The organism is Bacillus sp. XF8 (genome assembly GCF_017498755.1).
Taxonomy (GTDB): Bacteria; Bacillota; Bacilli; order Bacillales; family Bacillaceae_G; genus Bacillus_A; species Bacillus_A bingmayongensis.
The window spans coordinates 58,871-72,392 of record NZ_JAGDQK010000005.1 but is presented as its reverse complement, the minus strand read 5'-3'; the positions used below and the strand labels follow the sequence as shown (position 1 = coordinate 72,392).

Sequence of the window (13,522 nt, the reverse complement as noted above, 5' to 3'; positions counted from 1 at the left end):
CACTGATTATTAGCCCTCACGAATCGGGGGCTTACTGTCCGTTAATGCGGGATAAAAAATCTTTGTTAATGATTCACTTGCAGTAAAAAATTGTTTTAAGATATAACGGAAAGCAAAAAAGATAAACTGCCAGTAACAGTGGAATTGGTGAGAGTTAACCATTAGTGAGAGGAGGAAGGTAAAAATACAATTGACACTTTTCTTTTTTATATGGTAAATTTATCTTACCTTTCTTAATCAATATGTCTCGCAGTTTGCAGCTTTTATGAATGTTCTGTGGAGACTTGGTGATGAATCTGAATTTCAGTCACCGCTGTATACATAATTCTGGACCCTTAGCTCAGCTGGTTAGAGCAGACGGCTCATAACCGTCCGGTCGTAGGTTCGAGTCCTACAGGGTCCATATCCATTTCGCATGTTTATCATGTAGACGAGAAGCTTCCTTGTAGAAGGAAGCTTTTTTTTACGAAATGTATGAGCATTTTGTTTGAAAAGAAATGGGGATTTTGCTACGTTAATGATAGCAAGAAAATGTGATTTAATTTGTTTTCACCCTATGGCAATTAGGGTAAAATGAAGTTGTATGCCAATTTATTTTGGCAATACATAAAATGGGAGGAATGTAACAATGGCAAAACATGAATTACCAAATTTACCTTATGCGTATGATGCTTTAGAACCTCACTTTGATAAAGAAACAATGAACATCCATCATACAAAACACCACAACACTTACGTAACAAACTTAAATGCTGCATTAGAAGGTCATGCAGAACTAGCTGACAAAAGTGTTGAAGAATTAGTTGCAAACTTAAATGAAGTACCAGAAGCAATTCGTACTGCAGTACGTAACAATGGTGGCGGACATGCGAACCATACTTTCTTCTGGACAATTCTATCTCCAAACGGTGGTGGACAACCAGTAGGTGAACTTGCAGCTGCAATTGAAGCGAAATTCGGTAGCTTTGATGCATTCAAAGCAGAATTCGCAAAAGCTGGTGCAACTCGCTTCGGTTCTGGTTGGGCTTGGTTAGTAGTAAACAATGGTGAGCTAGAAGTAACAAGCACTCCAAACCAAGATTCACCTTTAACAGAAGGTAAAACTCCAGTTATCGGTTTAGACGTTTGGGAACATGCTTACTACTTACATTACCAAAACCGTCGTCCTGACTACATCGGTGCATTCTGGAACGTTGTAGACTGGAACGCAGCTGAAAAACGTTACCAAGAAGCTAAATAATATCGCTTATTCCGTTTTATGTCAGTCGATATTGAAGAAGCTAGGGGAATATTCTCCTAGCTTTTTTGTATGCTTTCTTTTACATAATTGCGTCGGTCTTTGGAAGACTAGAACATGAAGTAAAGGAGAGTTATCTATGAAGTGGAAACATGTAATTGGCGATGTCGAGGTGAATCGTGATTTAGTATTGTTACTTGTTATGGGGGGATTATACACGCTCGCGATTTCTTTGTCCAACACGTTTGTTAACATTTATTTATGGAAACAAACGCAAAACTATTTGAACCTTGGATTGTATAATTTAGCAAGCGTTGTATTGCAACCATTAACATTTCTTTTTGCAGGAAAATTGGCAAAGCGGATAGATCGTGCCATTTTACTGCGAATCGGTGTAGGAACATTAGCGACTTTTTTTATTGTTGTTTTACTCGCGGGAACGCATGCTTCACATTATATTTTATTACTTGGTGGTCTTCTAGGAATTGGATATGGTTTTTATTGGCTGGCATTTAATTTGTTGACGTTTGAAATTACTGAGCCTGAAACACGTGATTTTTTTAACGGTTTTCTCGGCCTGCTAACATCCTTCTCTGGAATGATTGGGCCAATAGCAGCGGGGTATACGATTTCGCGTATGGAGAAGTGGACCGGTTATACGGTTATCTTTTTTCTTTCCCTAACTTTATTTGCAGTTGCTGTTGTCATAAGTTTCTTTTTATCAAAAAGAGAATGTGAAGGGCGCTATGAAATTGTTCAAGTTTTGAAAGAACGTAAGATTGATAAAAACTGGGGAAGGATTACCCGAGCACACTTTTTTCAAGGATTGAGAGAAGGAACGTTCGTTTTTGTTATTTCTGTATACGTCTATTTAGCATCAGGAAGTGAATTTGGGCTAGGAAAGTATAGTTTAGTCAATTCAGCTGTATCCTTTATATGCTACTATTTTGTTGCGCGTATATTAAAAAAGGAATGGAGAAAAAAAGCGATTTTACTTGGTGGAATTATTTTGTATGTCGTTGTATTTTTAGTTATTTTTCATGTTACATATGTAAAACTACTCATTTATGCAGCATGTATCGCCATTGCCTATCCAATTTTACTCGTTCCATATGGTTCTATGACATATGATGTAATTGGAAGAGCAAGGCAGGCGAGAGAGTGGCGTGTGGAGTATATCGTTGTACGAGAGCTATGGCTGAACGGCGGGAGAATATGTTCCATTTTAAGTTTTTTATGTGCGGTATCATTTTTTTCACCAGAAAAAAGCTTACCTGTTTTATTATGTATTCTCGGAGCTGGACATTTACTTATTTATTTTGCTGTTAGAAATGTCAAATATGGGGAGGAGAATCCAAATAAAACAAGGATTCCAGCACCTGAAACAACACAAAATCATACTGAACGAGAAGGTTAACTTCTTCCGTGTTTTATGCTAGAATAAAAAGACATGTAAAACAGCAGTGAGGACACCTATAACAAGGTGTCCCTTTCCTATTACATAGCTGTTGGTAGAGGGGGTTCGTATGAGTAAAAAGAAGAAAAAAAAGAAGACCCACGTTCCGTTTCGGCTTAACGTGTTGTTTTTTTGTGTGTTTTTAATGTTTTCAGCGATCATTGTGAAGCTTGGAATGGTACAAATTGTACATGGTGAGGATTATAAAAATGAGGTTGAAAAAAAAGAAAACGCAACAGTAAGTAATCCGGTTCCACGCGGAAAAATCTTTGATAGGTATGGTCGAGCTGTTGTGGATAATAACCCGGTTCGTACGATTACGTTTACAAGAATGAAGGGGTCGACTTCGGAGGAGCGTTTAGAAACAGCGAAAAAACTTGCGCAGCTAATTGAAGTATCTCCAGATAAATTAACAGAACGTGATAAAAAAGATTATTGGCTTTCTTTACATGAAGAGGAAGCGAAAGCAAAAATTACAAAGAAAGATCGAGCTGAATTAAAAGAGAAAAAAATTGATGATAAAGAAATTGCAGAGCGTCAGCGTAATCGCGTGACAGAGGCAGAAATAAATCAATTAACAGCGGAAGATTTAGAAATACTTGCAATAAAGAGTAAAATGGACGGCGGATATGCAATGACGCCGCAAATTGTAAAAAAAGATGTAACTCCAGAAGAATATGCAATCATTAGTGAGAACTTAGCATTGTTACCGGGTATCGATACAACAGTTGATTGGGAACGTAAATATACTTATGATGATATGTTCCGCAGTGTACTTGGTGGGGTAACAAGCTCAGATGAAGGATTGCCGAAAGAACGGCTCGATTATTTCCTTGTTAGGGATTATAACCGTAACGATCGTGTTGGAAAAAGTTATCTTGAACAGCAATATGAAGATGCACTTCATGGTACGAAAGCAGAAGTAAGAAATGTTACAGATAAAGATGGTAATATTTTAGAAACAATAAACGTGTCTAAAGGACAACGAGGAAATGATTTAAATTTAACAATTGATATGGAATTGCAAAAGCGCGTCGAAGAAATTCTTTCGAAAAACTTAATGAAATTCAAAGGTTCAGAACCACTTTTAGATCGTGCGTTTGTTGTGATGATGAATCCGAAAAATGGTGAAGTGTTATCCATGGCTGGAAAACAACTTGTGGAAGAAAATGGAGAAACAAAGGTGCAAGACTTTGCATTAGGAACGATGACAAGTTCGTATCCGATGGGTTCAACTGTAAAAGGTGCAACATTATTAACTGGGTATCAAACAGGAGCAATTACGCCTGGAACGACATTATTGGATGAACCGATAAAATTAAAAGGTACACCAATCAAATCTTCTTGGAAAACGATGGGGTACATTAATGACCTGACTGCTTTGAAAATGTCTTCTAACGTATATATGTTTAAGACGGCGATGAATATTGCAGGAGTGCCATATGTTCGAGGTGGCACATTAGATATTAAGAAAAAGGCATTTGACGATATGCGTTATTACTTTGGTCAGTTCGGTCTTGGAGTGAAAACAGGTATTGACTTGCCAAATGAATCAGCAGGACTGAGAGGTTCAGAATATACACCTGGTTTCTTATTAGACTTATCAATTGGACAGTATGATAACTACACACCGCTTCAGCTTGCACAATATGTATCTACTATTGCAAACGGCGGTTATCGTATGCAACCACAAGTTGTAAAGGAGATTCGCCAGCCAACAGCGAAACAAGATGAAGTTGGAAAAGTCATTCAATCAATGGAACCGAAAGTGTTAAACCGCATTGATATGCCGGAGAATCAAATTAAACGAATTCAAGAAGGCTTTAGACAAGTGTTTAACGAATCTGGTGGTACGGGTGCGAAATACTTTACAGGAGCAAAATATACAGCGGCCGGAAAAACAGGAACGGCTCAAACTGTATATGGCGGTGACAAAGAAAGTGGGAAAAAAGCAAACGGCGAGCGTGTACAAGTTTATAATTTAACGTTAGTAGGTTATGCACCGCTTGATAACCCAGAGGTAGCATTCTCTGTTGTTGTTCCATGGGTACATGATGATAAAACAGGAATTAATGGGTACATTAGTCGCGAAATTATGGACGCTTACTTTGATTTGAAAAAACAAGAAGTAACAGGTGAAGCGCCAAAAGATGCAAAAGAGGAAAAAGAATAAAAATATGTAAATTTGGCACACTATCTCAAAAGATAGTGTGCTTTTTTTGTATTTTATGCATAGAGTGTAGTAATGGTGGACGAGCATATCATATATGCAAAATAGGGTGTTGAAAAATGGATTCTCTCATAGTATGACCGGTCATATATCTACGTTGGAGAAAAGAAGTGAAAATGAGAAAGAAACATCGTATTCCTCCACATTATGTTGAACTTTACAAAACTTTTACAAATTATTAAAACCGAATTAATAGTTCGGCAGTATTCTTATATTTGTAATCCTGTTACTTCGGGATACTTCTAGGAGGAGCAACACGTGAAGTGGACAAGAAAATGTATCAAGATTTTAGTAATATCGACATGCTTTATATTTTCGTATGTGTCTACTACATCCGCTACTAATGATGTGAGGGAAGTGAGAGTTGATGGATCCTCAACCGTCTTTCCTATTATGGAAGCGATAGCGGAAGAATACACAAAAAAAGACCCACGTGTAAAAATTTCTATTAGTATATCTGGGACAGGAGGAGGATTTCATCGGTTTGGAAAAGGTGAAGTAGATATTAATAATGCTTCACGCAAGGTGAAACCAGTAGAAAAAGACTTTATGAGAAAAAACTCCATCCAGTTTACACCATTTGAAATTGCTTATGATGGCCTCACAATCATTGTGAATCGTCAAAATACATGGGCAGATAATATGACGATAGAAGAATTGCGTCTATTATGGAGTGAAAATGGAAAAACGAAACGATGGTCACATATTCATCCGAAATGGCCGCATGAAAAGGTGCAATTTTATGCGCCAGGTGTTGATTCCGGTACGTATGATTATTTTCAAAGTGTTGTCTTGCAAAATAAACGTCTTGCAAAAACAGTTTCTTTATCTGAAGACGATCAAGTCATTATGCAAGGGGTAATGAATGATAAAAATGCAATTGCATTTGTGGGATATGCGTACTATATGGCAAATCAGGATAAGGTAAAAGCCATAAAAGTAAATGGTGTACGACCAACGAAAGAAACCATTCAATCTGGTGTTTATAAGCCATTGTCAAGGCCGCTATTTGCTTATGTAAATCATGCTTCTATTCGAAAGAAAAGCAGTGTGGCAGAGTATGTGACATTTATGTTGCAACATGCAGGCCAGCTTGCGGAAGAAGTCGGATATGTTAAGTTGCCACAAAAGAAATATAGTGAACAGCTGCGAATGTTAACAGAAATAAAAAGATAATGTCAGGATGGAAAGGGGTTTTCATCTTTGGCCCGAAATGACAAAAATCAAATTACATTTTCTGTGCAACATTTGATTGAAAGAAATACAATCAAAAGAAAAAAAACGCAGCGAATCAATCGAATGGTTCCGTTACTATTAAAGGCAATTGCTAGCGTATCTATTATAACGACAATCGGCATTATTGTTACGCTAGCGAATGAAACGATTATGTTTTTTCGTGAAATACCAATGTATTCTTTTTTCACTGAAAAAGAATGGTTACCATTTTTTGAAGAGCCTAAGTTTGGAATATTGCCTCTTGTCTGTGGGACCGTACTTGTAACAACAATCGCTATGATAGTAGCTATTCCGATTGGACTAGGGTGTGCCATATTTTTAAATGAATATGCTTCACACTTTGTTAGAAAAGTGTTAAAGCCCATTTTAGAACTACTAGCAGGCATTCCTACAATTGTATATGGTTTTTTTGCTTTAACGATTGTTACACCAGCCCTGCAACGTATCATTCCAGATTTACAGTTTTTTAATGCGATTAGTCCAGGGATTGTTATAGGGATTATGATGGTTCCTACAATTGCTTCTCTTTCTGAAGATGCGATGGGAGCTGTATCGAAAGGTATAAAAGAAGCTTCACTTGGGCTAGGCGCTACTCGTTTTGAAACTGTGCGAAAGGTTGTATTTCCAGCTGCGTTTACCGGTATTATGGCTGCAATTCTATTAGCGGCTTCACGTGCAATTGGTGAAACAATGATTGTTGTCATTGCTGGAGGTTCAACCCCAAATGTATCGATAGATCCGACGCATTCCGTTCAAACGTTAACGGCTTATATTGTGCAAGTAAGCTTGGGTGATGCACCTCATGGAACGCTTGCATACTATAGTATGTACGCTGTAGGTGCGACGTTACTTATGTTTACATTCATGATGAATATGATTTCACAGCAGATTATGCGTCGTTTTAGAAAGGCGATATAAGATGCGAATGCTGAATCAAAAGAAAATAAAAGAAAATATGGCGTCGCGTTTTTGGAAGGATCAAATATATAAATCGATTTCTTATATGACAATGCTATTTTCTATTTGCATACTAGTTTTATTGCTTTATCAAATCTTTGAAAAAGGTGCAAGTTATCTTTCAATAGATTTTTTTATGAACTTTGCTTCGCGTAATCCAAAGCAAGCTGGTATTGCCGCTGCATTGTCAGGGACAATTTTATTTATGAGTATAGTAGTACCAGTTTCCTTTGTATTTGGGGTAGGTACAGCTCTTTATTTAGAACATTATGCAAAGCAATCTATATTTACAAGAATCGTAGAATTAAATATTCAAACATTAGCGGGTGTGCCATCTGTTGTGTTTGGATTGCTTGGTCTAACCATTTTTGTCTATGGTCTTCAGTTAGGGGAGAGTATAGTAACAGCGGCATTTACAATGAGTCTTCTTGTATTACCGACTGTTGTTGTGTCGAGTCAAGAAGCAATTCGTATGGTGCCAGATTCTCTGTTAGAAGCCTCGTATGGCGCTGGTGCTACAAAATGGCAGACGATGTATCAGATTGTATTGCCAACTGCCTTGCCAGGAGTTTTAACGGGATGTGTTTTGGCTTTATCAAGGGCAATTGGGGAGGCGGCACCGCTATTAGTCATTGGGGCGCTTGCTTTTGCTAATTATATTCCATTTAACATGCTTGATAGATTTACAGTTTTACCGATTCAAATTTTTAATTGGATGAGTAGACCACAAGAGGAGTTTCAGCATGTAGCAGCAGCCGGTATGATCGTTTTATTAGGATTGTTGCTCATTATGAATGCAGTTGTCTTATGGTTACGAAATCGTAAGTAGTGGATGAAAGGGGAATTCAAAATGGTAGCAACAGTAGTAAATGTACAGGTGAAAAATGAAATGAAAATTGAGTCAGCAGCGAAGAAAGTTGTATTCGATACAAAGAATTTAAACTTATGGTATGGAGAAGATCATGCATTAAAAGACGTGAATTTGAGTATTCATGAGAATGAAGTAACGGCAATTATTGGACCAAGTGGTTGCGGGAAATCAACATATTTAAAAACGTTAAACCGTATGGTAGAGCTAGTACCTATTGTTCGCACAACGGGAGTGATTGAATATCGGGATCGAAATATTTTTGATAAGTCATATCCTGTTGAAGAATTACGTACGCATGTTGGAATGGTATTCCAAAAGCCGAATCCATTTCCGAAATCTATCTATGAAAATGTTGCTTATGGCCCAAAGATTCATGGTATTCGTGATAAGAAGACACTTGATGAAATTGTTGAAAAAAGTTTACGTGGTGCGGCGATTTGGGATGAATTAAAAGATCGATTACATGATAATGCATATGGTTTGTCTGGTGGGCAACAACAGCGTTTATGTATCGCGCGTTGTTTAGCGATTGAGCCGGATGTAATCTTAATGGATGAACCGACATCAGCATTGGATCCGATCTCTACATTAAAAGTTGAAGAATTAATTCAAGAGTTAAAGAAAGATTTTAGTATTGTAATTGTAACGCATAATATGCAACAAGCGGCACGTATCTCTGATAAGACAGCTTTCTTCTTAAGTGGTGAGGTTGTTGAATATACAGATACAAACAAATTATTTACTACTCCTACAGATAAACGAACAGAAGATTATATTACAGGACGATTTGGTTAATATTTTTGAGCGTAAAGGCCTCTTTGCAAGGGGCTTTTATCACTTTATTAAAAATCAAGTAAGAAAATTCCCCCTCAGGGACTGTGCTGAGGGGGAGCTGAATTGCTAGTAACTGCATTCTTGAACGATTTGTGCAATATACTAAAAAATAGTTTCAAAGGCATTTGTCAATGGAATAGAGGGGTTGTGCTATCAGGCAGCTGTGTCAACTCCACTCGTGTTAAGCATCTGTTAGAGAAGACACATGAGAACCCCCTACTTCAAGATCCAAAGGAGCTAAGTGGCGGGAGTTTTCATATATGTAACAGCTAAAGGGGGAAACAACGTGATAAGGGAGCAATTTCATTATGATTTACAAACACTGCAGCAAAAGGTAATTGAACTTGGAGAATTGGCAAGAGAAGCTCTTTTTCGCTCTATGGAAGGGCTTCGGAAGAGAGAGGTAGAGATAGCGCTAGAAGTCATTGATGGTGATTACCGCATGGATAATTTAGAAGAAGAAATTAATGACCTTGCACTTATGTTAATTACAAAGCAGCAACCTGTTGCGAGTGATTTACGAAGAATTTTTGTTTCGATTAAAACAGCAACAGATTTAGAACGTATTGCAGATCATGCTGTAAATATTGCTAAATCAACAATTCGGCTTGGAGAAAAAGGTATATCTGTCAACTTGCAGAGCCTAGAGCAAATGTTTACGATTGCCGCGAATATGTTAAAGTTATCGCTAGAAGCATATCAAGAAGAAAATTTAACTTTTGCAAAACAAATTGCAGAGATGGATGATTCTGTTGATGAAATATACGGGAGAGCAATTCGTGAGTTTATTTCCTCTATCCCTGAAGATCCTGAAGCGATTACGCAAATTACACAATTATCTTTTATTGCACGTTACATTGAACGTGTAGCAGATCACATTACCAATATTGCCGAGAATGTTTTTTATTTAGTAAAAGGGAAGCATTATTTATTAAATGAATAAGAGGAAAAAGCTAGCAAGTGATGGAATATCACTTGCTTTTTTAGTCAAAACATGACAAAAAAAGCTCATTGTTTTGTTCTATCTATGATGATAAGATGTATCATAATGTGATATGGAAAAATGAAACAATATAGGTGTAATTTGTTTGTCTTGTTATTGAGGGCAGTAAAATCCTTACCTCAAGACTTAGGTGGGACGAGAAAATTTGGGAGGCCTGTAAAAGCCTGATTGGTGAAGGTGAATACTCAGTGAAGGGTGAGGACTGATTCAAGATTCACTTTATGATTTTCCCTTACTAAATTATAAAGTAAGCGCTTACCATTAAGGTTCAGTGAAATGGTTAATTTCTACATAAGTGACATACATATGATATACAAGGTCGTTCAACATTATAAAAGTGGAGGATGAATGTATATGAAGGGGGTTATTTTAGCTGGAGGAAAAGGAAGACGTCTTAGACCGTTAACATGTAATCTTTCAAAGCCGATGTTACCATTACTTGAAAAACCAGTTATGGAATACAATATTGAGTTACTAAAGCGGTATGGTATTCATGAGATTGCAATTACAGTTCAATATATGAGTACGGCTATTAGGCGATATTTTGGTAATGGAAGTAAATGGGGAGTAAATTTACATTATTTTGAAGATTTACCACCACTTGGTACGGCAGGAAGCATTAAACAAGCAGAAGCGTTTTTAGATGAGCCATTTGTTGTAATTAGTGGAGATGCATTGACGGATTTTAATTTATCGAAAGGAATTGAATTTCATAAGTGTAAGAATAGGTTGGTCACGATGTTTGTGAAGGAAGTGGAAAACCCACTGTCATTTGGTTCAGTCGTTATGAATAGAGAGCGTGAAATTATACGTTATATGGAAAAACCGAGCTGGAATGAAGTGATTTCAAATATTGTAAATACAGGGATTTATATTATGGATCCCGAAATTTTTTCTTATATTTCATCAGCGCAGTTTTTTGATTTTAGTCAGCATGTATTTCCTTTGTTAGAAAATAAAAAAGCGCTCTTTGGATATGAAGCGGAAGGATACTGGTTGGATATTGGTACGTTAGATCAATATCGGCAGGCTCAGTTTGATTTGCTTACAAAGAAAGTACAGGTACCGATTTCTTATACGGAAGTACTACCGACGGTTTGGATGGGAGAAGGAGTAACTATTGAAAAGGGAACAAAAATGCGTGGGCCATCTTTCATCGGAGAAGGAGCGACCATTGGGACTGGGGTGATAATTGAGCCGTATTCAATTATTGGTAAGCACAGCACTATATCAGATTATACGCACCTTCAAAAAAGTATTGTTCTTGCCCATACGTATGTAGGAAAACGCTGTGAGTTAGTAGAAGCGACCGTTGGAGAAAATACGATGATTAAAGATGATGTTACTTTATTTGAGAAAAGTGTGGTCGCAGATCATTGCCAGATTGGAAAAAATACAGTGATACAACAAAGTGGAAAACTATGGCCGGGTAAAGTGATTGATAGTCATTCTATTATTGACTCGTCAGGAATTACTGAAAATGAAAAAAACTCAGGCTGGTTACAAAAAAGTAGGGTAGTAGGTAGGAGTAATATAGAAATGACACCTCAAGTTGTTGTGAAAGTTGCAATGGCATATGGTTCTCTTTTTTCAAAAGGGGAGCGTATATTGGTCGGAGGCTATGAAGATGTAGAAATTAGTGTTTTTAAAAAGTTATTTCTACATGCCATTCATGGTGTTGGCTTGTATACGATGGAATGTCAAGAAATGAACGATTCAGCTTTTCAATATGCAATTCATGAGCTCGGATGTACAGGGGGCGTTTTAATTCGCTTTGAACAAGAAGAAGGAATTGTCATGCAACTATATGGTAAGGATGGCATACGGTTATCATATAAACAGCAAAAAGAAATGGAACACTTGTATACGTCAGAAGCATTTCATTACGTATATGATAAAGGCATGGGACGAAATGAAACGGTACATGTTTGTTTAGAAAAATATGTTGAATCTGTTTTAGCGCATTTAGATATCGAAACGATACGAAAGCAAAAATTTCACCTTCTCATTAATAAGAGAGATGAAATGATTCAGCCCTTACTTATATCCTTCTTAAAAAAACTTGGTTGTACGATTACATGGATTTATGCTAACGAGCAAAAAGAACATGTGAAATTGTTAATGAAATCAAGTAGAGCTCATATGGCCCTTATGTTTTATGAACAAGGAAATAAATTTGAATTATACGATAACAATGGTAGGATTTACCAGAGTGCAAATTGTGAAGAAATCGCTGTACCTGATTTATTACTTGAGACGACAGGAAGTGTTTATCCATTATCGTTAAAATTAGGTGAGTGCTATCTTCTTTTTTATATGTACGGTGAACAAAGTAAGTTTCAGATGAGGTGGCAGCGAGATATTTTATATCGAATTGGGAAATTATTCGAACTAATTGCTAGGCAAGGAAACACTTTGTCGATGATGTTAGAGCAATCGCTGCCCCTTTACTTATTATGTGATGAAGTTGTTTGTTCGTGGAAAGAGAAAGGAAAAGTAATGGGAATGTTATTGCAAGATATGGAAAAAAGGGAGGTCGAAGTATTAGAGGGAATCCAGTTTAAATATACAGAAAAAGAGTGGTCTTATATTGTTTCTGATGCAAAACATCCAAAATTTCTTGTATATTCACATGCGAGAAACCCAGTAATAGCAAAGGAAAATATGAAAACTCTTATAGAAAAAATTAGACAATATCAAAAGGTGTAGAATTTTTATTTTAAAAGTGGTATTATAGTATAGTCTGATTTAAGTTATTAGTGACTGGAGGGAAATAAGAATGCGTGTGAATATTACTCTAGCATGTACAGAATGCGGAGATCGTAACTATATCTCAAAGAAAAATAAACGTAACAACACGGAGCGCCTTGAGCTTAAAAAGTATTGCAAGCGTGACAAGAAGTCTACGTTACACCGTGAAACAAAGTAAGCAGTAGGAATATTTCCTACTGTTTCTTTTTTTACTATGGTTATAACCCTGATTGAAAAGTGATGATACATGAAAAAAATGATAAACTGTTCACAAGAACGTAATTCATTTTTGCGATTATAATTTTAAACTAAGTAAAGATCACTTTATAGGGGGAAAAGCGTGTGAAAGAGGAGAAGGTACGTTTACGTAAGAAAATAGTAGAACAAATGAATTCTTTATCGAAAGAACAGCACAAAACTTTATCAGAACAAATCGTGTTTTCTTTATATGAACAAAAAGAGTGGAGAGAATCGGAAACAATTGGGATTACTCTTTCGATGGAACATGAAGTCAATACATATGTAATTATCGAACAAGCATGGCGAGAAGGTAAAAAAGTTGTTGTGCCAAAGTGTAATAGAGAGACAAGAACGATGACCTTTCGTCAAATTACAAATTTTGATCAATTAGAAACAGTATATATGAGCTTGCGTGAACCCATTCCTGCGCTAACAGTAGAAGCAGAGGCAAATGAAATTGATCTTCTTTTTGTACCTGGAGTTGCATATACAAGACGAGGGGAACGCATTGGATACGGTGGTGGTTATTATGATCGTTATCTTGTGCAGTATGAAGGGAAAACGCTATCATTAGCTTTTGGTTTTCAAATTGTGAGTTATATCCCAACAGAGTCATTTGATCAAAATGTACAAAAAATTATTACAGAAAAAGAAACAATTGTTCAAAATGGACTTGTATAGACAAATAAAAATTGACGAGACTTTTT

Annotated in this window: 11 protein-coding genes and 1 tRNA gene; all 12 read left to right on the top strand. The window is 36.6% G+C overall.

Annotated features, from left to right (window positions below; all coding sequences use genetic code 11):
- Positions 1 to 329: 329 nt before the first annotated feature.
- Positions 330 to 403: transfer RNA gene (locus J4P91_RS05685), tRNA-Ile, on the top strand.
- Positions 404 to 628: 225 nt separating this feature from the next.
- Complete coding sequence (sodA, locus tag J4P91_RS05680) at positions 629 to 1,240, top strand: superoxide dismutase [Mn] (RefSeq protein WP_017150801.1); 612 nt, start codon at positions 629 to 631, stop codon at positions 1,238 to 1,240.
- Positions 1,241 to 1,376: 136 nt separating this feature from the next.
- Positions 1,377 to 2,654, top strand: coding sequence for an MFS transporter (locus J4P91_RS05675; RefSeq protein ID WP_207993216.1), 1,278 nt, complete (start codon positions 1,377 to 1,379; stop codon positions 2,652 to 2,654).
- A gap of 109 nt (positions 2,655 to 2,763) precedes the next feature.
- Positions 2,764 to 4,866: a peptidoglycan D,D-transpeptidase FtsI family protein gene (locus J4P91_RS05670; protein WP_207993215.1), complete on the top strand. Its 2,103-nt coding sequence runs from the start codon at positions 2,764 to 2,766 to the stop codon at positions 4,864 to 4,866.
- A 315-nt stretch (positions 4,867 to 5,181) separates the two neighbouring features.
- A complete protein-coding gene (locus J4P91_RS05665; protein ID WP_207993214.1) occupies positions 5,182 to 6,099 on the top strand; it encodes a PstS family phosphate ABC transporter substrate-binding protein in 918 nt (305 codons plus the stop codon).
- A gap of 27 nt (positions 6,100 to 6,126) precedes the next feature.
- On the top strand, positions 6,127 to 7,077 hold the full coding sequence (gene pstC, locus J4P91_RS05660; protein WP_017150805.1) for a phosphate ABC transporter permease subunit PstC: 951 nt from the start codon (positions 6,127 to 6,129) through the stop codon (positions 7,075 to 7,077).
- A 1-nt stretch (position 7,078) separates the two neighbouring features.
- Entirely contained in the window at positions 7,079 to 7,945 is an 867-nt protein-coding gene (gene pstA / locus J4P91_RS05655) for a phosphate ABC transporter permease PstA (protein ID WP_207993213.1), read from the top strand.
- A gap of 21 nt (positions 7,946 to 7,966) precedes the next feature.
- Entirely contained in the window at positions 7,967 to 8,782 is an 816-nt protein-coding gene (gene pstB / locus J4P91_RS05650) for a phosphate ABC transporter ATP-binding protein (RefSeq protein ID WP_017150807.1), read from the top strand.
- A gap of 325 nt (positions 8,783 to 9,107) precedes the next feature.
- The gene (phoU, locus tag J4P91_RS05645) at positions 9,108 to 9,764 is read left to right on the top strand and encodes a phosphate signaling complex protein PhoU (protein WP_207993212.1); all 657 of its coding nucleotides are present in this window, start codon (positions 9,108 to 9,110) and stop codon (positions 9,762 to 9,764) included.
- Positions 9,765 to 10,178: 414 nt separating this feature from the next.
- A complete protein-coding gene (locus J4P91_RS05640) occupies positions 10,179 to 12,533 on the top strand; it encodes a sugar phosphate nucleotidyltransferase (protein ID WP_207993211.1) in 2,355 nt (784 codons plus the stop codon).
- A gap of 70 nt (positions 12,534 to 12,603) precedes the next feature.
- Positions 12,604 to 12,753, top strand: coding sequence for a 50S ribosomal protein L33 (rpmG, locus tag J4P91_RS05635; protein WP_001265618.1), 150 nt, complete (start codon positions 12,604 to 12,606; stop codon positions 12,751 to 12,753).
- Between the two features lie 164 nt (positions 12,754 to 12,917).
- Positions 12,918 to 13,496 carry a 5-formyltetrahydrofolate cyclo-ligase gene (locus J4P91_RS05630; protein ID WP_207993210.1) on the top strand — a complete coding sequence of 193 codons (579 nt, stop codon included), beginning with the start codon at positions 12,918 to 12,920 and terminating at the stop codon, positions 13,494 to 13,496.
- The last annotated feature ends 26 nt before the right edge of the window (positions 13,497 to 13,522 follow it).